At 65.0% G+C, this 18,254-nt stretch carries 17 protein-coding genes; 9 read left to right on the top strand and 8 right to left on the bottom strand.

Translation table 11 applies throughout. The features are described from left to right. A partial coding sequence (locus Q1X76_RS03580) for a hypothetical protein (RefSeq protein WP_300718156.1) occupies nucleotides 1-259 on the bottom strand: 259 nt, incomplete at its 3' end. A 155-nt stretch (nucleotides 260-414) separates the two neighbouring features. Here Q1X76_RS03580 and Q1X76_RS03585 point away from each other — a divergent pair. The 6 genes from Q1X76_RS03585 to Q1X76_RS03610 all read left to right on the top strand — a co-directional run bounded on the left by Q1X76_RS03585 (nucleotide 415) and on the right by Q1X76_RS03610 (nucleotide 9,321). Continuing rightward, the gene (locus Q1X76_RS03585; RefSeq protein WP_300718157.1) at nucleotides 415-1,287 is read left to right on the top strand and encodes a methylenetetrahydrofolate reductase; all 873 of its coding nucleotides are present in this window, start codon (nucleotides 415-417) and stop codon (nucleotides 1,285-1,287) included. A 566-nt stretch (nucleotides 1,288-1,853) separates the two neighbouring features. Beyond that, nucleotides 1,854-3,248, top strand: coding sequence for an MFS transporter (locus Q1X76_RS03590; RefSeq protein WP_300718158.1), 1,395 nt, complete (start codon nucleotides 1,854-1,856; stop codon nucleotides 3,246-3,248). Between the two features lie 32 nt (nucleotides 3,249-3,280). Then, entirely contained in the window at nucleotides 3,281-3,943 is a 663-nt protein-coding gene (locus Q1X76_RS03595) for a flavodoxin family protein (RefSeq protein WP_300718159.1), read from the top strand. Beyond that, complete coding sequence (locus Q1X76_RS03600; RefSeq protein WP_300718160.1) at nucleotides 3,940-4,419, top strand: hypothetical protein; 480 nt, start codon at nucleotides 3,940-3,942, stop codon at nucleotides 4,417-4,419. The genes Q1X76_RS03595 and Q1X76_RS03600 overlap by 4 nt, the downstream gene beginning before the upstream one ends. A 304-nt stretch (nucleotides 4,420-4,723) precedes the next feature. Then, a complete protein-coding gene (locus Q1X76_RS03605) occupies nucleotides 4,724-5,059 on the top strand; it encodes a metalloregulator ArsR/SmtB family transcription factor (RefSeq protein WP_300718161.1) in 336 nt (111 codons plus the stop codon). 92 nt (nucleotides 5,060-5,151) lie between these two features. Beyond that, nucleotides 5,152-9,321 carry an MFS transporter gene (locus Q1X76_RS03610; RefSeq protein WP_300718162.1) on the top strand — a complete coding sequence of 1,390 codons (4,170 nt, stop codon included), beginning with the start codon at nucleotides 5,152-5,154 and terminating at the stop codon, nucleotides 9,319-9,321. Between the two features lie 173 nt (nucleotides 9,322-9,494). Here the strand turns inward: Q1X76_RS03610 and dnaJ are convergent, their stop codons facing one another. Both dnaJ and rpoZ read right to left on the bottom strand, forming a co-directional pair. Beyond that, nucleotides 9,495-10,616 (bottom strand): molecular chaperone DnaJ, encoded by a 1,122-nt coding sequence (gene dnaJ / locus Q1X76_RS03615; RefSeq protein ID WP_300718163.1) that lies wholly within the window; start codon nucleotides 10,614-10,616, stop codon nucleotides 9,495-9,497. A 5-nt stretch (nucleotides 10,617-10,621) separates the two neighbouring features. Further along, the gene (rpoZ, locus tag Q1X76_RS03620; RefSeq protein WP_006008148.1) at nucleotides 10,622-10,861 is read right to left on the bottom strand and encodes a DNA-directed RNA polymerase subunit omega; all 240 of its coding nucleotides are present in this window, start codon (nucleotides 10,859-10,861) and stop codon (nucleotides 10,622-10,624) included. A 227-nt stretch (nucleotides 10,862-11,088) separates the two neighbouring features. Here rpoZ and Q1X76_RS03625 point away from each other — a divergent pair, with 227 nt between their 5' ends. Further along, complete coding sequence (locus tag Q1X76_RS03625) at nucleotides 11,089-11,880, top strand: tRNA 2-thiocytidine biosynthesis TtcA family protein (protein ID WP_300718164.1); 792 nt, start codon at nucleotides 11,089-11,091, stop codon at nucleotides 11,878-11,880. A 682-nt stretch (nucleotides 11,881-12,562) separates the two neighbouring features. Here the strand turns inward: Q1X76_RS03625 and Q1X76_RS03630 are convergent. The 4 genes from Q1X76_RS03630 to Q1X76_RS03645 all read right to left on the bottom strand — a co-directional run bounded on the left by Q1X76_RS03630 (nucleotide 12,563) and on the right by Q1X76_RS03645 (nucleotide 14,544). After that, on the bottom strand, nucleotides 12,563-13,189 hold the full coding sequence (locus Q1X76_RS03630) for a tetratricopeptide repeat protein (RefSeq protein ID WP_300718165.1): 627 nt from the start codon (nucleotides 13,187-13,189) through the stop codon (nucleotides 12,563-12,565). Beyond that, a complete protein-coding gene (locus Q1X76_RS03635; RefSeq protein WP_300718166.1) occupies nucleotides 13,186-13,590 on the bottom strand; it encodes a hypothetical protein in 405 nt (134 codons plus the stop codon). Before Q1X76_RS03635 ends, Q1X76_RS03630 begins: the two co-directional genes overlap by 4 nt. Nucleotides 13,591-13,600: 10 nt before the next feature. Then, nucleotides 13,601-14,269: a YkgJ family cysteine cluster protein gene (locus Q1X76_RS03640; RefSeq protein WP_300718167.1), complete on the bottom strand. Its 669-nt coding sequence runs from the start codon at nucleotides 14,267-14,269 to the stop codon at nucleotides 13,601-13,603. Between the two features lie 86 nt (nucleotides 14,270-14,355). Next, nucleotides 14,356-14,544: a ferredoxin gene (locus Q1X76_RS03645; protein WP_366140974.1), complete on the bottom strand. Its 189-nt coding sequence runs from the start codon at nucleotides 14,542-14,544 to the stop codon at nucleotides 14,356-14,358. 254 nt (nucleotides 14,545-14,798) lie between these two features. On the opposite strand from Q1X76_RS03645, the gene Q1X76_RS03650 reads away from it, so the two are divergent. Together Q1X76_RS03650 and Q1X76_RS03655 are read left to right on the top strand one after the other, a co-directional pair. Continuing rightward, nucleotides 14,799-15,902, top strand: a complete 1,104-nt coding sequence (locus Q1X76_RS03650) for a hypothetical protein (protein WP_300718169.1) — start codon at nucleotides 14,799-14,801, stop codon at nucleotides 15,900-15,902. Between the two features lie 2 nt (nucleotides 15,903-15,904). Further along, nucleotides 15,905-16,486, top strand: coding sequence for a DNA N-6-adenine-methyltransferase (locus tag Q1X76_RS03655; protein ID WP_300718170.1), 582 nt, complete (start codon nucleotides 15,905-15,907; stop codon nucleotides 16,484-16,486). A gap of 53 nt (nucleotides 16,487-16,539) precedes the next feature. On the opposite strand, the gene Q1X76_RS03660 is transcribed toward Q1X76_RS03655, so the two are convergent. Next, nucleotides 16,540-17,910 carry a trypsin-like peptidase domain-containing protein gene (locus Q1X76_RS03660; protein ID WP_300718171.1) on the bottom strand — a complete coding sequence of 457 codons (1,371 nt, stop codon included), beginning with the start codon at nucleotides 17,908-17,910 and terminating at the stop codon, nucleotides 16,540-16,542. Nucleotides 17,911-18,254 lie beyond the last annotated feature (344 nt).

Below are 18,254 nucleotides of genomic sequence, written 5' to 3' on the forward strand. Positions count from 1 at the left end.
CGGGCAGGGGCGGCAGGACGGGCAGGGCGGAAAGGTCCAGCTGCTCCAGTTCGCGGTTGAGGGAGGCATCCGGGGCCGCCGCGCCGCTGTCGGCCGCCCGGGCGGCCGCGGGCCAGAGCAGCAGGCAGGCCAGCAGCAGGCAGGAAAGGCCCCGACAGGTCCGCAATCCGTGGTCGTGGGCGCGCCGCCTCCGGGCGGGCCGGTCCCTGCCTTCCGGCAGGCGGCCGCCGGACGGCGGGGAAAGGTGCGTGACGAGCATGTCCATGTCTGTTGAATAGAGCGCGCCCGTGCTTTTGGCAAGGGCCGCCGGGAGGAGGGCGGTGCAGGAATCTATATTGACTTATCAAGTTATATTGATATAGTCTGTGGCCAGATACGAAAGCCTTTTTCCGATACCGCCCGAGGAGTTGCGTCATGTATATCGCCCAGGCCCTGCGCCAGACAAGCAAGCCCTTCGTTTCCCTGGAATTCTTCCCCCCCGCAGCGGAAAGTCAGCTGCCCGAGTTCTACGCCACGGTGGAACGCCTGCGGGCGCTCGATCCCCTGTTCCTGTCCGTGACCTACGGCGCGGGTGGCGGCAAGCAGCAGAACACCCTCAACGTCACGGCCGAGCTGGCGCGGCGGGGCTTCACCGTCATGGCGCATCTGACCTGTGTGGGGGCCGAGCCGCAGGCCATCAGCGATTTCGTGGGCAGGCTGCGCCGGGCCGGGGTGCACAACGTGCTGGCCCTGCGCGGCGACGCGCCACGCGACGTGGAGCACTGGGACTGGAACGCCGGGCACTTCCGCAATGCCCGCGACCTGGTGCGCTACCTGCGCACGGAGCATGCCGATCTGGGCATCGGTGTGGCGGGCTATCCCGCGCCGCATCCCGATGCCGCCACCTTTGCCTCCGACCGCGCCTATCTGGCGGACAAGCTGCGTGCCGGCGCGGATTTCGTCATCACCCAGCTCTTTTTCGACGTGCGCGAATACGAGTCCCTGGTCAGCTCCCTGCGGGCCGCCGGGCTGGAGCAGCCCGTCATCCCGGGCATCCTGCCCATCCAGAGCTTCGACTCCCTGCGCCGGGTGCTGTCGCTGTGCGGGGCCAACATCCCGGGCAAGCTCTACCTCGATCTTGAGGCGGCCCACAACGCGGGCGGCGTGGAAGCCGTGCGCGAGGCCGGCCTGCGCTTTGCCGCCCGCCAGATTCGCCGGCTGCTGGATTGCGGCGCGCCGGGCATCCATCTGTACAGCCTGAACAAGTCCGAGATGTGTCTGCGTCTGGCCGAAGAAGCGGGCCTGTAGACGGCGCGGCACGGCAAGGATGACGGGAAGGAGGGGCTCCTTCCCGTTTTTCGTGTCCGGCCCGTGTCGCGTCCCAATGTGCGATCTGTCCGGGAACAGACGGACACCAGCCGGGGAGACGGCATGGACGTCCGGCCCGGTCCGGCCGGGACGGGACGACAGGCTCCCGTCCGCGCAGGGGCTGCGTGCATCACGTTTCGTTTTGAGGGGTAAAGGAAGCCGGCTCCCGCCCGCGCAGGAGCTGCGTGAGGCCGTGCGGGACCTGGCCGGGCTGTGCGAACAGGTGGTCCTTGCCCATGCTGGGGCTGTGCATCCTGTGCAAGAAGGGCCGGGACTGCTGGGACAGGCCCGTGCCCGCGCAGGCTGGGCGCGCCCGGCGGGCGGTCTGTGGCACAGCCCGGGACATCCGCCGGGATGGCGCAGGCCCGCCGCGCCCGGCGGCGGCCCGAAGGCCGGGCATCCCCGATGCGCGGGCCTTTGCCCGCGGGAGCCTGCGCCGGAAGGTTCTTTTTTTCACAAATTTGCGTCCGGTTGACCGTCCCGGCCTTTCGGTCTTAGGCTGGCGCATGAGTATCGCAAAAGAACATCGCTGGTTGTTGCTGGCCGTGTGTGCGGCGCAGTTCTTCATGCCCTTCATGGTGGCCGGGGTCAATGCCGTGCTGCCGCCGCTGGGCGAGAGCCTGGGCGCCAGCGCGCGCGAACTCAGCCTGCTGGGCGCCGTCTATACCCTGGGGCTGGTGGTCTTCCAGCTGGCCGGCGGGACCTTGGGCGACATCTACGGCCGCCGCCGCATCTTCCTGTGCGGCCTGAGTCTGTTCAGCGTGCTGGCGCTGGTGCTGGGCTTCATCCCGTATATCGATCTGTTCATCGGCCTGCGCCTGTTCCAGGGCATGGGGGCCGCCATGCTGAGTTCGGCCAGCCTGGCCCTGCTGGCCTCGGCCGCGCCCAAGGAGCTGCGGGCCAGCTATCTGGGCCTCAGCGGGGTGGCCGTCTATGCGGGCATCGCCTGCGGTCCGCCGGTGGGCGGGCTGGTGGCGGGCTGGCTGGGCTGGCGCTGGCTGTTCTGGGGTACGGGCATCGCGGCGCTGGCGGCCATGTGCATCATGATCTTCCGGGTGCCCCGGGAATGGCGCGTGGCCGGCAAGCAGGCCTTCGACGTGCGCGGCTGTCTGCTCTACGGCGCTTCCATGGCGGCCCTGACCTCCGGTGCGTCCACCATCGCGGACGATATGCTGGCGGGCGGGCTGCTCTTCGCGCTCTGCCTGGCGCTGCTGGCCTTTTTCGTCCGGCATGAGCTGCGCAGCCCCTTCCCCATGGTGGACGTGCGCCTGCTGCGCAGCAACAGGGTCCTCAGCCTGTCGCTGGTGGCGGCCTTCGTCAACTACTGTTCCTTTTTCGGCATGATCTTCTTTTTCAGCCTCTACCTGCAGGTGGGCCGGGGCTTCACGGTGCAGGAAGCCGGCCTGACCTTGGCGCTGCAGGCCGCGGTGCAGTCCCTGGCCAGCCCGGTGGCCGCACGCCTCTGCGACCGCTACGACCAGGGCCTGGTCAGCACGGCCGGGACCTGCCTCTGCGGTCTGGGCCTGCTGAGCGCCGCCTTCCTCGACATGGATTCCTCGCTCTGGATCATCGTGGCGTCCCAGTGCTTCATCGGCGCCGGGGCCAGCATCTTCGCCCTGCCCAATACGACCATCATCCTGGAGGCGGCCGGGCCGCAGCGGGTGGGGCAGGCCTCCGGTCTGGTGGGCACGGTGCGCACGGCGGGCATGCTGGGCAATCTGACCATCATCACCCTGACCCTGAGCTTTTTCCTGGGCCACGAGCCCGTGGGCCGGGACAATATCACGAGTTTCCTGCACTGCATGCAGGTGGACATGGTGCTGTTCGGCGTCCTGAGCCTGCTGGCCGTGGGCTGCACCCTGGCCCGCAACCGCAGCGACGGCGCGCGGGCGGCCTCGTGAGACGGCCGGCGCCGCGAGATACGGAGGAGAGCATGAAGATCTTTGCCGTCAACGGCAGCCCTCGTCCCGGGGGCAATACGGCCACGGTGCTGGAGCATTTCCTGGAAGGGGCCCGCAGCGCGGGCGCGGCCACGGAGCTGGTCCAGCTGTACGCCCTGCAGGGTTCCGGCTGCCGCAGCTGCTTCGCCTGCAAGCGTCTGGGCGGGCCTTCCTACGGTCATTGCGCCGTCAAGGACGGCTGGTCGCCCCTTCTGGCGGCGCTGGAGCAGGCCGACGGGCTGGTGCTGGGCAGTCCCGTCTATTTCGGCAACGTGACGGGCGTCATGCGCTCGTTCCAGGAGCGCCTCTGCTTCCCCTATCTGGTCTATGACCGGCAGCGCAGCACCATCGCCCCCCGCCGGCTGGCCACGGCCTGCATCTATACCATGAACGTGGATGCGGCCACCATGCGCCAGCTGGGCTATCCGCAGACCCTCGCGCTCATGGAAGGCTGTCTGGAGCGCATCTTCAGCCGGCCGGACGTGCTGTATGTGAACGATACCTGGCAGTTCGACGATTATGGCAAGTACCGGGCCGAGCGCTTTTCCGTGGCGGACAAGCGCCGCAGCCGCGAGGAGCTGTTCCCGCAGGATTGCCGCCGGGCCTTCGGGCTGGGACGGGACATGGCCCGGAAGATCGCGGAGGCCGGGGCATGAGCGCGGGGGAGGGCGCGCCGGATCGGGAGGGCGCCGTCCTGCTGCTCCGGCCCGTGCCCCCGGCTGGGGACGCGCTCCCGGAGCTGTGGCGCTTCCCGGACGGTCTGGAGGGCTTTGCCGGGCAGGAGGTCTTCCGCCTTTGGCGCAGGGCGCCGGAAAGCGCCCTCGGCGTGCTGCATCCTGAGCAACGGCCGCAGGAGGGCCTGCTGCTGGGCGAGATCTGCGCCCTGGGCTGTGCCGCGCCCTTGGGTCTGGGCCCTGCCGGGCAGGCCCTGCTGGGCGGGGCCGGAGCGGAGGGGCTGGCCTTTTTCCTCTGTCTGGGGGCCGTGCCCGAGATGCCGGAACAGGCGCAGCTGCGCATCTGCGGCGTGCTGGCCGTGGCGCTGGACAGCGGGCTTGCGTTGCGCCTTTCCCTGCCGCAGCGGCTGCCGGAGCGCCTGGACATGGCGCGGGCGGCGGCCGCCGTGCTGCGCTGACCGGGACGGGCACGCCGCTGTACCTGCCCCCTGACTTCGGGCAGGTGTTGTCGTGCTGACCGGGCCGTTCACCTGCCTGCCGGGAAGGGCCGTGTCATGGGCCGGAGGGGCAGGCACGGCCGTCCGCAGGAGGATGGCACGCCGCCGGGCGTCCGTCGCAGGACACGGCGGCCGCTTCCCGCTCGCGGCGGTTTCATGGGTATGCCTGTATAAAACTATAAAATTAGTTTTTTAGTTGACACGATAAGACTACTTTTGTAGTTTGAAGTTGACAGCACACTTTCCCGGCGTCTACACAAGGGGCATGAATTCCCGTTATATCACCGCCCTGCCGGACGACTGGGAGCGCGTGGCACAGGTCTTTTCCGCCATGGGCGACGCCACCCGCCAGAAGATCCTCCTGCTGTTCGAGCCCGGGGAGAGCATCAGCCTCAGCAGCCTCGTGGCCACTGTCGGTCTGAGCCGCACGGCCGTGAGCCACCATGTGAACGTCCTGGTGCGGGCCGGCCTGCTGGTCCCCCGGCGTCAGGGCAAGGAAGTGCATTACCGGCGCGACCTGCCCTTCACCGTGGAGATGCTCGACCGGGTACGGGAGTATGCGCTGGCGGAGCTGGCCGCGGAAAAGGACGGCCGTCCCTGATCCCGGCCTGACCGGGACGCGCACGCCGCCTTGCGGCATGGGCGCTTTCCGCCGGGGCTCGCCGCCATGCGCCGCTGCTGCAAGGAGTGCGCATGAGCAGGGGATTTTTGCGACAGACCGTCTCGCTGGGAGTGAGCTACACCCTCGGCACCTTCAACGACAATTTCTTCAAGCAGGCCGTCCTGCTGCTGGCCGTGGGCATGGGCCACACCGCCGTGCAGGCCTGGGGCACGGTGCTCTTCTCGCTGCCCTTCGTGCTCTTTTCCGCCTGGGCCGGCTGGCTGGCGGACCGCCATCCCAAGCGCCGTCTGGTGCTGGCGGCCAAGAGCCTGGAACTGTGCGCCATGCTGGCCGGGGGCTGGGGCCTGCTCCAGCTGCACTGGAGCGGCATGCTGGTCATGCTCTTCTGCATGGGGGCCAGCGCCACCCTGTTCAGCCCGGCGCTCAACGGTTCGCTGCCGGAACTCTTCCCGCGCGGGGACGTGCCGCGCGTCAACGCCCTGTTCAAGCTGGCCACCACGGCCTCCATCCTGCTGGGCATCGCCCTGGCCGGCGGGGCTCTGGAACGCCAGTGGCTGGACACGGCCATCCCCTTCGGGCGCTGGCTGGTGGCCGTCACCGTCGTGGCCGTGGCCGTGCTGGGCCTGGGCTCCGTGGCCTTCATCCCCTACCGGCCAGCGGCCGCCCGCAGGGAAGCCCTGCCGCCCTTCCCCTGGCTGGGCGCGCTGGATTCCGCCCGCGACCTGTGGCGTCTGCGCGCCCGCAGGGACATCTTCTGCTGCCTTTGCGCCGACGCCTTCTTCTACAGCCTTTCGACCCTGATCCTGCTGGAGATCAATGCCTACGGCGTGGCGCAGCTGGGCCTGGGGGCCACCACGGCCAGCCTGCTGCCCGGCGGCCTGATGCTGGGCATCTGCGCGGGCGCGGCCCTGGCCGCCCGACATGTCCGGGGCGACTGGCGCGCCTCGGTGCCCCGCGCCTGCGCCGGCATCGGCCTCTGGCTGCTGGCCGCCGGTTGCGTGCCCCTGGCTCCCGAAGGCTGGCGCTTCGGCCTGCTCGTGGTCTGTTATGTGGCGGCGGGGGCCTGCGGCAGCCTGTACATCGTGCCGGTATCCAGCCAGATCCAGCTGCGCCCCGCGGCTGACGAAAAGGGGCGCATCCTCGGTACCAGCAACTTCTTTTCCTTTTCGGGCATGGCCCTGGCCGGACCGGCCTACGCCCTGCTGTCCTTCCTGCCGCCCTCGGTGGGGCATCTGCTGCTGGGGGCGCTGGCCCTTGTCTGGGCGCTCTGCCTGGGCCGGCGCCTGCGGGCCCTGGACCTGACGGAAGGTCACGGGGGACCGCAGCCGTCCGCGCAGGGGCCGGACGGCGGTCCCGCTCCCGCGGCCGGGGCCGGACAGGCCCTGCCGGACACGGCTGTGGGCACGGCTGCCGCGCCGGGGGCTCCCCGTTCCCGTCTCGCGCGGCTGCTGGCCCGCCCGCTGCTGGGCGCGATCCGCGGCCTGCTGGCCCTGCGCTACCGGGTCCGGCTGGAAGGCCTGGACAGTCTGCGGCAGGCCTGTGCACGGGCACGGCGTCAGGGCCGGGGCCTGCTGGTGCTGCCCAACCATCCCGCCTTCGTGGATCCCGCCCTGCTCTGTACGCATCTGGCGGCGCTGGAACTGCGCCCGCTGGCGGACAGACATCAGATCAGCAGGCCGTGGCTGCGGCCCCTGGCCGCCCTGGTGGGCTGCATCTCCCTGCCGGATCTGCGCCGCGACGGCCTGTCCGCCCGGGACCGGGTCCGGCAGGCCCTGGACGCCTGCGCCGCCGCCCTGGAGCGGGGCGAGAACGTCCTGCTCTATCCCTCCGGCGGCCTGAGCCGCGACGGGCACACGCACCTTGGCGGCAACAGCGGCGTGTACCGGCTGCTGCGAGCCGTGCCCGGCTGCGTCCCGGTCCTGGTGCACACGCACGGCCTCTGGGGCTCCTCCTTCAGCTGGGCCTGGGGCGAACCTTCGCTGGGACGCGCCCTGCTGCGCGGGCTGGGGGCCTTGCTGGCCAACGGCATCTTCTTCCTGCCCCGCCGGGAGGTGCGCATCCGTTTCGCCTTGCCGGAGGACCTGCCTGCCCCGGAAGCGGGGGTGCGGCCGCTCAATGCCGCGCTGGAAGCCTTCTACGCCGCCCAAGAGGACAGTTTGCGGGCGGTGCCCCTGTACCGCTGGCGTCCGCTGCCGCCGGTCGCGCCGTCGCCTGCCGCCACGGCCCCGTCGGCGGCCGCCCTGCCGGATGCCGAGCGCGAAGCCGTCCTGCGCCTGCTGGCGGAGGCTTCGCCCCTGGATCCGGCCTGGGACAGCCTCGGGCCGGAGCAGCGGCTGGACACGGACCTGGGCCTGGACAGCCTGGCCCTGACCGAGCTGGCCCTGCGGCTGGAGGAGCGTTTCGGCCGGGCCCCGGACAGTCTGGAGCAGCTGCGGACGGTCAATGACTGCCTGCTGGCGGTCGCCGGACAGGTGACGCCCGATCCGGCGGCGGAAGCGGCGGCCCGGAAGGCCTCGCAGCGCTGGCAGGAGGCCCTGCACCAGCGTCCGGCCCGTGCCCTGGCCCTGCCCGCGGCGGACGAGCTGCCCGTGGTCATCCTGCGCCAGTTGCGGCGCGCCCCTTGCCGGCCCCTGCTGGCCGACGGCGGGCGGACGCTCACGGCCCGGGCCTTCTGGACGCGGGCCGTGGCCCTGGCCCTGTACCTGCGCCGCCATCACGGCACGGAGTCGCGGCTGGGCATCATGCTGCCCGCCTCGCCGGCCGCCTGTCTGGCCTGGCTGGCCGTGCTGCTGGCCGGGCAGACGCCGGTCATGCTGAACTGGACCACCGGAGCGCGCAACCTGCGCCATTGTCTGGAGCTGGCGGGCGTGCGCCGCATCCTCAGTGCCCGGGCCCTGTTGCAGCGCCTTGAGGGCAACGGCCTGCGCGAGGCCGTCACCGCCGCCGGGGCCGCCTGGCTGCCGCTGGAAGACGTCCCGGCCGCCATGTCGCCCGGTCTGCGGCTGGAGGCCCTTGTCCGTTCCCTGCTGTCCCTGGCGGGCTGGACAGGTTGCGCCGTGCCCCGCCGGCTGTCGCCCCTGGCCGCCATCCTGTTCACTTCCGGCTCGTCGGCAGCGCCCAAGGGCGTACCGCTCAGTCATGCCAACATCCTCGCCAACTGCCGGGACGTGGCCGAAGTGCTGGCCCTGGACAGCCATGATGTCATGCTGGCCATGCTGCCGCCCTTCCATTCCCTGGGCCTGACGGGCAACATCGTCCTGCCGCTCTGCTTCGGCATGCCCGCGGTCTTCCATGCCAATCCCACGGAAGGGGCGCGTCTGGCGGCCCTTTGCCGCGTCTGGCGGCCGACCCTGCTGGCTTCGCCCCCCACCTTCCTGGACGGCATGCTGCGTCAGGCCCGGCCCGGGGATCTGGGATCCCTGCGTCTGGCCTTCGTGGGGGCGGAAGCCTGTCCGCAGTCTGTGCACGACGCCTTCGTGCGCCTTTCCGGCGGCGGCCGGCTCTGCGAAGGCTATGGCGTCACCGAGTGCGCGCCGGTCATCAGCCTCAACCTGCCGGGCGCGGAGCGCATCGGCACCATCGGGATGGCCCTGCCTTCGGTGCGGACGGCCATCGTGACGCCGCAGGCCCCGCACCGCCGCCTGCCTCCCGGCGAGACCGGCCTGCTGCTGGTGCGCGGGCCCAATGTCTTCACCGGCTATCTGGGGCAGGGCAGCGCGGACGGCCCGGCCTCGCCCTTTCTGCGTCTGGACGGGCAGGACTGGTACTGCACCGGCGATCTGGTGCGGGCGGACAGCGGCGGGCACATGACCTTCGCGGGACGGCAGGAACGCTTCGTCAAGCTGGGCGGGGAGATGATCTCCCTGCCGCAGCTGGAGGCCGTGCTGGGGCGCCATTTTCCCGCGCCGGCGGGGCAGGAAGGCCCCGTGCTGGCCGTGGACGCCCCGGAGGAAGGCGGCCAGCCCGTGCTCACCCTGTTCACGACCCTGCCGCTGGACTGCGCCCGGGCCAATGCCGTGCTGCGGGAAGAGGGGCTTTCCGGCCTGCATATGCTGCGCCGTGTACGGCGGCTGGCGGCCTTGCCGCTGCTGGGTTCGGGCAAGGTGGATCACCGGACGCTGCGGGCCCTGGCCGCGCGGGAGGGCGGGGACGGACAGCCGCCGCGGCCGGAGGACGGGAGCGGCGAGGCAGCAGACGGCAGCCGGGAGCCGGACGGCGGGGATGCCGCGGCCTGGCCCTAGGCACGCCGGGGCGGGCGCTTCCCGTACATCACGGCAAACAGGGGGGCCGCCCGGAGGCCCCTACAGAAAAAGGGTGACAGTCTCCATGACTGTCACCCTTTTTGATAAGGCGCGTTGGGGAAGGGCCTTTGCGGGGCGGCCGGGGCCCTGCCCGCGGCCCGCGATCGGGACGTCTAGTCCAAGCCCATTTTCTTGCCCAGCTTCTTGCCCAGCTTCTTGACCTTGTCCAGCGGGCTTTCGCTCTCCAGACGTTCGAATTCACGCAGCAGCTCGGCCTGCTTGTCCGAGATGCGGGTGGGGGTCAGCACCCGGACTTCCACCAGCAGGTCGCCGCGATCGCTGCGGCCGGGATAGGGCATGCCTTCGCCCTTGAGGCGCAGCAGGGTGCCGCTCTGGATGCCCTTGGGGATGTCCAGGGGCAGGGGACCCTTGAGGCCGGGCACTTCCACCCGGTAGCCCAGGGCGGCCTGCACGAAGCTGATCTCGCAGGTATAGATGAGGTCCTGGCCCTGGCGTTCGTATTTTTTGCTGGGCTCCACATGCAGGACCACATAGAGGTCCCCCGGGGGCCCCCCGTGCTCGCCGGGTTCCCCCTCGCCGCGCACGCGCAGGCGGGTGCCGGTATCCACACCGGCGGGGACGCGCACCACGATCTCGCGGCGTTCCTCCACGATGCCCTGGCCCTTGCAGCGGGGGCAGGGCTTCTTGATGACCTGGCCGGTGCCCTGACAGGCGGAGCAGGGCATGGCGATCTGGAAAAAGCCCTGGGAGTGGCGCACCTGGCCGGTGCCGTGGCACTGGGGGCAGGGTTCGGGCTTGCTGCCCGGCGCGGCGCCGCTGCCGGAGCAGTCGGGGCAGGTCATGTGCTTGGGCAGGGTCAGGGGGATCTCGTCGCCCGTGGCGGCCTGCTCGAAGGAGACCTTGAGGTTGTAGCGCAGGTCAGCGCCCTGCATGGGCCGGGGACCGCGCGCGCCGCCGGCGGAGGCGAAGCCGAAAAGATCGCCGAAAATATCGCTGAAATGGGCGAAGATGTCTTCGTTGCTGGTGAAGCCCGCGCCGCCCATGCCGCCCTGCACGCCGGCATGACCGAAGCGGTCATAGCGTTCGCGCTTTTCGGCGTCGCGCAGCACGTCGTAGGCCTCGGCGGCTTCCTTGAACTTTTGTTCGGCTTCGGCGTCACCGGGGTTGTGGTCGGGATGGTAGCGCATGGCCAGCTTGCGGTAGGCCTTTTTGATCTCGGCCTCGCTGGCGTTGCGCTCCACGCCCAGAACTTCGTAATAGTCTCGCTGTGCCATGGCCTCTAGCCTTCGTTCTTGGCGGGCTCCTGACCTTCGGGCAGGGGATTGTACAGGCTCATGTCGTCAGGCAGCACCTTGCCGGCGGCGATCTCGCGCAGCGCGGTCACGGCTTCCTTGTTGCGGCTTTCGATGAGGGGCTCATAGCCTTCGCGGTACTGGCGCACGCGCTTGATGGCCATCTGGACCAGCAAAAAGCGGTTGTTCACACGTTCCTGGCAATCTTCCACGGTAATGCGGGCCATAGTTCCTCCGGCTTGCCCGCGGCGCGCGGGCGGAGTGTATAAATGAATGCCGCCGTACCCGGCAGCAGCGGGCGCGGCGCAACAGGGACAGAACTCTTTGCCTGCCCAAGCGAGTTATGCTATTGGTCTTTGCTGCGGCTGTCAAGGGCGACGGCCTGAAAAATCCTTCCTGTCCGCTCCGCCGTGCAGGAAGACAGCATTGCATGCCCCGAGGGGCAGGAGGACGTATGCGTGAAAAACGCTCCTATGCGCAGGAGGTCTGCGTCAAGGGCGCGGGCAAGGCCATGCAGCAGGCCGGTATGCTCTGGCCCGGCTGCCGGGTCGGCGTGGCCGTTTCCGGCGGGGTGGACAGCTTCGTGCTGCTCAAGACCCTGCATATCCGGCAGGGCATCGTGCCCTTCCGTTTCGAGATCATGGCCATCCACCTCAATCCCGGTTTCGACCCGCAGAGCCACATGCCGCTGGCGGCCTGGCTGTCGCGGCACGGCATCCCCTCGCATCTGGAGGTGACGGACTTCGGCCCGCATGCCCATTCGGTCGAAAACCGGCGCCGCTCCCCCTGCTTCCGCTGCGCCTGGCTGCGGCGTAAGCGCCTGTTCGAGCTCTGTTCGCAGTACAGGCTGACCCATCTGGCCCTGGGCCACAATGCCGAGGATCTGGTCGCCACCTTTTTCATGAACCTCTGCCGTAATGGCCGCGTGGACGGCATGAGCATGAACGAGCCCTTCTTCGGCGGCAAGCTGCATCTGATCCGACCGCTGCTGCTGGTGGAGAAGAAATACATCATCAAGGCCGCCAAACAGTGGGAGCTGCCCCTGTGGGCCAATGCCTGCCCCTCGGCCGGCAATACCGCCCGCAGCGACATGGACGAGACCCTCAAGGCCCTCTACGGCGTGGCGAAGGACTCCCGCCGCTGCATCCTCAACGGCCTGAGCCGCTGGCAGCTGGAAAAGAACAGCCTGCCCGACGTGCCGGAGCCGGAAGATGATCAGGGGGAAGGGGACACCTTCCCGCGCTAGGGCGTGTTGACACAACTTTTACAATTTATTTCCAACAACGATGACATATCGGCTGCGCATGCCCGGCGAAGGATGCTTGCCGCATGCTCCCGTGCCCATCTGAAAAAGCGCGCTGGGGAAAGGGGGGGTGCGGGGATGGGAACGCCCTCTGGCGCGAGCAGCGGCCGGATGGCGGCCGCGGGCCGTGCCCGTTGCGGCGGGGGGAGCCACGGGCGCAGCCTGCGACGCAAGGGGGGGCTTCCGCCGGGCCTCCTGTCCTTCCCCAAGCGCGTTGGGTAGGGCCGTGTGATTGGGCGGCGCGGCCGGGGAGGATGGCCTGCTGCTGCCTCCCTGCCGTGTGGGGGAGCCATGGCGCAGGAAAGGGCAGCCGGCCGCCCTTTTTTTGTGCCCTGCGACGGGCAAGGGCGGTGTCGTCACGGGGCGCCTGTCCAGAGCGGTCCTGCAAGGGCCGCCCCAGAGGACAGGGATCGTGCTGACGGCCGCAGGGCGGCCAGGGTACCCGTTCACGGCAGGATGGTCTGCCCGTTGCCCGAAGGCGGGGACTGCCCGGCCGGACCGAAAGAAAGGTTTTTGGGATGCGTGGGAGAGCATGAGGGGGAGAGGAGACCTTTTTGCAAAAAGGTCTCCTCTCCCCCTCATCAAAAAAACACTGCCCCGAACGGCAGCGCGGACGCGTGGCGTGCTAGACGCCCTTGGCCTTGAGTTCTTCCAGGAAGCCCTCGGGCACGTCGAAGCCCAGTTCGGCGGCCTTGCTGGCGGACTGGCGGGCTTCGGCGTACTTGCCCAGGTCGAACTGGGCGAGGGCCATGTTGTTCCAGGCGGGGGCGAAGGAGGGTTCCTTTTCCAGGATCTCCTTGCAGAGTTTCTCGCAGGCGTCGAAATCGCCCTGCATGTAGTAGGCGGTGGTCAGGGCGTTCTTGGCCTGGATGAAGTCGGGGTCCCATTTCAGGGCTTTTTTCAGGGCCGTGACGGCCTTGTCCGGTTCGCCGCGCTGCAGGTGCACGAAGGCGATGTTGCTCCACGGCACGGGGAACTTGGCGCGGCACTGGGCGGCTTCCTCGTTGTAGCGCAGGCAGCCTTCCAGGTCGCCGCGTTCCAGACAGATGCCGCCGAGCTGCACATAGGCTTCGGCCAGATGGGGCGAGTTGCGCACGGCGTTGAGCAGGGCTTCTTCGGCGCCCACGAAATCGCGCTTGCTCAGCAGGGCCAGACCGAGATTGTAGTGGTGGTTGGCGCACTGCTCGTTGGCCGCGATCTCCATTTTGAGGTCGGCAATATATTCGTCGATATCATCGTAACGCTGTTTCATAGGATATGGCCCTCTTTTTTCAGCAGATCATGGTACCAGAGGCAGAAATCGGTGATGCCCTGGTATTTTTCGTCACGGTTCACAATGCCCAGAGCGCATTCCAGCACGCCGCGGCCGTAGTCGTTGCTGTACTGTTCGTTCCTGGCGGCCTTGAGCTGGAGGAACTCGCGCACCAGCTGCTGGGTGGTGCGTTTGGTCACGTCCATGCGCACGTCCAGCGGGTCGTTGGGCTTCTGGAAGGGGTCCCAGTTGTCATAGCCGATGCGGTCCACGAATTTGCGGCGGCGCGGGTTCATGCGCTCGTAGATCTCGCGCTTGAGCTGTTCCTGTTCGGCGTTGAGCTTTTGGGGCGTGCCGTCGCGGAACAGGGTGGCGGGAATGGAACTGAGTTCGGAAGGCATGGTGCGCCCCCTATTTTTCGGGCCTGGCCGGGCCGATGCCCAGATAAGCCTCGTCGTAATTGGTGATGAGCGCCATGGAAAGCGGCACATAGACTTCGTGCAGCTCGCGGAAGCGGCTGTTGACGGCGCGGCCGATCTCGCGGCTCAGGTCTTCCAGGCGGCTCTGGATCTTGTCCAGATAGACCGTGGGATAGGCCTTGCCCTTTTCGAAAGCGGCGAAGCCGCAGACGTGGCCCTGGCCGGCGATGGCCGTGGGCACGCCGTAGAGGCGACAGGTGATGGGGCGGGCCTCGTAGAGCAGGCAGCGGTCGTCATCGCCCAGCAGGGGGCAGCGGCACTTGAGGCGCGCGGCTTCTTCCATGATGGCTTCGGGGCTCTTGCCGGACTTTTCTTCCCGGAAGAGCTCGCGCTTGAGGCGGGTCAGGTGGCGGTCGGTCTCGGCGGCCCGGGTCAGGATGGCCGAACGCTGCGGGCCGTAATCAAACGCCTGCTGGAAGGCCCGGTTGATGTACATGGCCTCCACCAGGGAAAGGTCGAACAGGGCATGGCAGCAGTCGCTGCAGCCTTCCTTGCAGGTGACGCACTGGGCATGGTCATGCCGGATACGTTCGAAGATGGCGTCGCAACCGGCGCGCAGCTTTTCGTATTCGGCAAAAATGGGCTGAAGATCAGGAATCATTGGGGTCGTTCCGCTGGTTATGAAAGTGCCGCCAGACGAAACGCCCGGCGGCACTTTGATTTGCAGGTGCTGGGCACCCTTAGGGCTTAGGCTTCTTCGACGGTGATGGCGCTGGTTTCACAGACTTCCACACAGGATTCGCAGCCCAGGCACTCTTCGGAGTTCACGGGATCAGACTTGCCGTCTTTGATTTCGTAAACTTCCACGGGGCAAACATCCACGCATTCGCCACAGCCCACGCACTTGTCGGTATCGACATTCACATTGTAGCCCATTGTGTCCTCCAGATGTTGAAACGTACGTTTCTTGTAGTCCTTGGGGGGAAGGCGCTCCCACCCAAAGGAATGCATAGCGTCCCCCCCCTTGGGCTGTCAAGGGAAGATTTCTGCTGGTTCACTTGACAGAGAAGGTATGGTAGCATTTTTATATTTTATAAAATACATATTTTTCTGATTGAATTTATAGCTTGTTGATTTTTTCTTAGATTTGAACTAAAAAATGTTCATCAGTCATAAAATAAGGAGAATGTATGTCATATTTATCTATAGATGAAATTCAAAATTATTTGGCCTCATCTTTTTTTAATAGAACAAATGATTCAAAAAAAGCCTCGGGAAGAGCTCTTGGAACTTTTATTGAAATAATAACATATTATTTATTAAAATCATGGGGATTTCACCAAAATATGTCAATAGAGACTCAACTTCCTGAATATGGTGTCCCCTCTTTAACACATAATGTAGAATTTACACTTCATAAAAGTGAAGGGTGTGCTAGTGTAGATATTTCCAATTTATCTAAATTGACAACTTCAGCTATTATTAAAAATTTTAGTCTAAATAATGCTGGATTTATTAAGGCTAGCTCAAAAAAAGTTTATTGCAAAGGTAGCTCTGTGATTAAGAATGGAGCTCTTCTTGGGCGAGATGATAATTATTTTTATGTATCATATGTGGACACTATGCGTAAAATATGTTTTTACTCAAAATTAGTCAATCAGCCATTTGCTATGGTCGAATGTAAGCGAGTTGGGAAAGAAGGGGACTCGAAAGGCCCACAGACAATTGAAAAGGCTAAACAAGGTGCGTATGTTGCTAGAACTGTATCAGCATTGCAAAAAGTAAAAAAAGAAACAGGTGAGCAATTAGGTGTTTTCTTTAACACTCAGGGAGATATAGTTTGTGGAGATTATTATGAACTTTTAGATAAAATAATTAATGGAGCCCTATCGGAGGATATTAAAAAATTTATATTGACTGTAGGTGTGGTCAGCAATCACGGTAACTGGTTTACGGCAGATAATAAAAATAAAGAACTTGAGGTGTTATGCCAATCTTATGATTGGCTTTTGTTTCTGTCAGATGAAGGACTAACATCATTTATTAGATTTATATTGCAAAATTCTGAATGTAAGAAGGCTTTTTCTCATTCATACTCAATTGATGATAGTACAGGTAAGAAAAATATAAATATATTTACAAAATCTCAAATAAGTTGTGAGGCAGATAGAGAGCTAACAAAATATTTTAATGATAATCAAGCTTTTATATTAAGCTGGTTTAATGTATTATCACCTTGTTCAGGGACAATGGACTTATTGAAGGCTCAATTGAATAAATTGGGTGGAGAATAAAAATGACTGCAGGTAGGACAAATATTAATCAAAAATCAACTAGTTGGTGTACTCCCCCTAAATATGTTGAGGCACTAGAAAAATTTTTTAGTGCAGGCATTGATCTTGATCCTTGTTCTAATAAATACTCTTTAGTTAATTCAAAGGTCCGCTATATACTTCCAGAAGATGGTTTGCAAAAGGAATGGAAATTTAAAACAATTTTTGTTAATCCACCATATGGTGCTGACAAAGAACGGGGTACGACTATTAAGAATTGGATTGCTAAATGTGAGGAGGCAAATAGACGATATCATGCAGAAGTTATTGCACTTATACCTGTAGCAACAAATACGCGACATTGGAAAGAGTACATTTTTGGAAAGGCAAGTGGAATTTGTTTTCTATATGATACACGACTAAAATTTTGGATTAATGGTCAATGTGATGATAAAGGGGCTCCTATGTCCTGTGCAATTGTATATTGGGGTAAAAATGTAAAAAAGTTTATATATATTTTTTCTAAGTTTGGTGCAGCATTAGATTTAACACCCAGTGTTGGTATGTCGTTTGGAAGTGAAAATAATCAGTTTAAATTATTATAAACTCGTTCTCCCTGCATACCAAATAAATTTTTGCTCTTAGTATAGATGATTCATTATTGCAGCAGCATGCGCGCGTAGTACGGACGTCCGTCGCGGATGACCTGCATCAGCACCTGACGGGCCAGACGTTCCCGGCGGAAGGCGTTGAGCAGGTCGGCGGTGGTGCGGATGCGCATGCCGCCGATGGCCGCGATGACATCGCCGGGCCGCAGGAAATCCGTGGGGCTGGAGCGGCGCGTCTCGCGCACCAGCACACGGCCTTCGTCCTCGCGCACGCTCAGGCCCCAGCTCGACTGCATGATCCCGAGGGCCGTGGCGTCGTCGAAGGGCACGGGCCTGACGCGGATCTTTTCCGGGCGCTCCCCGCGCAGCACGCCCAGGACCAGCTCGGCGCCGGGCACCTGGTTGCGCAGGATGTTCACATAGTCGCGGCGGTCGCGCACCGGGGAATCGTTGATGCTCTCGATGATGTCGCCGGGCTCGATGCCGGCCTTGAGCGCCGGGCTGTCGCGGTAGAGGCTGGTGACGATGATGCCGCGCGCTTCGCGCAGGCCCAGGGCCATGGCCATGCGCTGGTCCACATCGTCGGCGGTCAGGCCCAGCCACAGGGGGGCCACCCGGCCCTGGCCCATGAGGTCGTCCATGACGCGCCGGGCCTTGTTGACCGGGATGGCGAAGCCGATGCCTTCGCCGCGGGCATGGACGGCGGTGTTGATGCCCACCAGACGGCCCTCGAGATCGAGCAGGGGGCCGCCGCTGTTGCCGGGATTGATGGCGGCGTCGGTCTGGACCAGATCGGTGAACACGCCGCTCTCGCTGCGGATGGTGCGGCCCAGGGCCGAGACGACGCCGGTGGTGACGGTATGGTTGAAGCCGAAGGGATTGCCGATGGCGATGACGGTCTCGCCGGGCATGAGGTCGGCGGAATCGCCCAGCGGCACGGCGGGCAGGTCGTGCGCGCCCTGGATCTCCAGCACGGCCAGGTCGAAATCCGGTTCCGCGCCCTTGACCACGGCGGGGAACTGGCGGCCGTCCTGCAGGTTCACCATGACTTCGTCGCCGCCGGCGATGACATGGGCGTTGGTCAGCACCAGGCCGCGTTTGCCGTCCACGATGACGCCGGAACCGAGGCTCACGCGCTTTTGCCGGCGGGGCTGGTCGAAGCCAGGGCCGAAGCCGAAGAACTGCTCTATGGGCGAGATGCGCTGGCGCTCCATCACATGGGTGCTGGTGATGTTGACCACCGCGGGGGCCGTGGCCTGCACGGCGCGCACCACCGGGGTCATGCGCGGGCTGGGATCCGGCGCGGCCGCCGGGACCATGCCGGGCAGGGCCAGACAGGCCAGACAGGTCAGGACGGCGAGGGGCGCGAGGGCCGCGGCAGGGCGGCGCAGGCGGGAAAGCAGGGGGAAGAACGGATGCATGGTCACTCCGTGAGTGTTACGGGTTGGCAAGGCGGGAGCGGCGGACAGGCGTTGCCCGCGGGGGAGGCGGGGACGGTATCCCGGCGGCGTGCTGCTGCGGCCTGACCGGCATGGACCGGGCGTCCGCCACGGAGCGCCGGGGCGGCTGTTGCCGGATGCCCGCGGCGCAGGGGACGGCCGGCCGGGCGGTCAATGGCCCGCAGCGATCCGGTGGGCAGTGCGTCCGGCGGCCCGTCCGGTCAGGTGGCCTGTGGGCCGGGAAGGCCCGGCGCGCTGCTGCGGCTCCCGGGACCCGCCCCTTGTAATACAGGCGCCCCCGCAGGTAAAGGCGGCCCGCAACAGCC

The organism is uncultured Desulfovibrio sp. (genome assembly GCF_949282365.1).
Lineage (GTDB): Bacteria > Desulfobacterota > Desulfovibrionia > Desulfovibrionales > Desulfovibrionaceae > Desulfovibrio.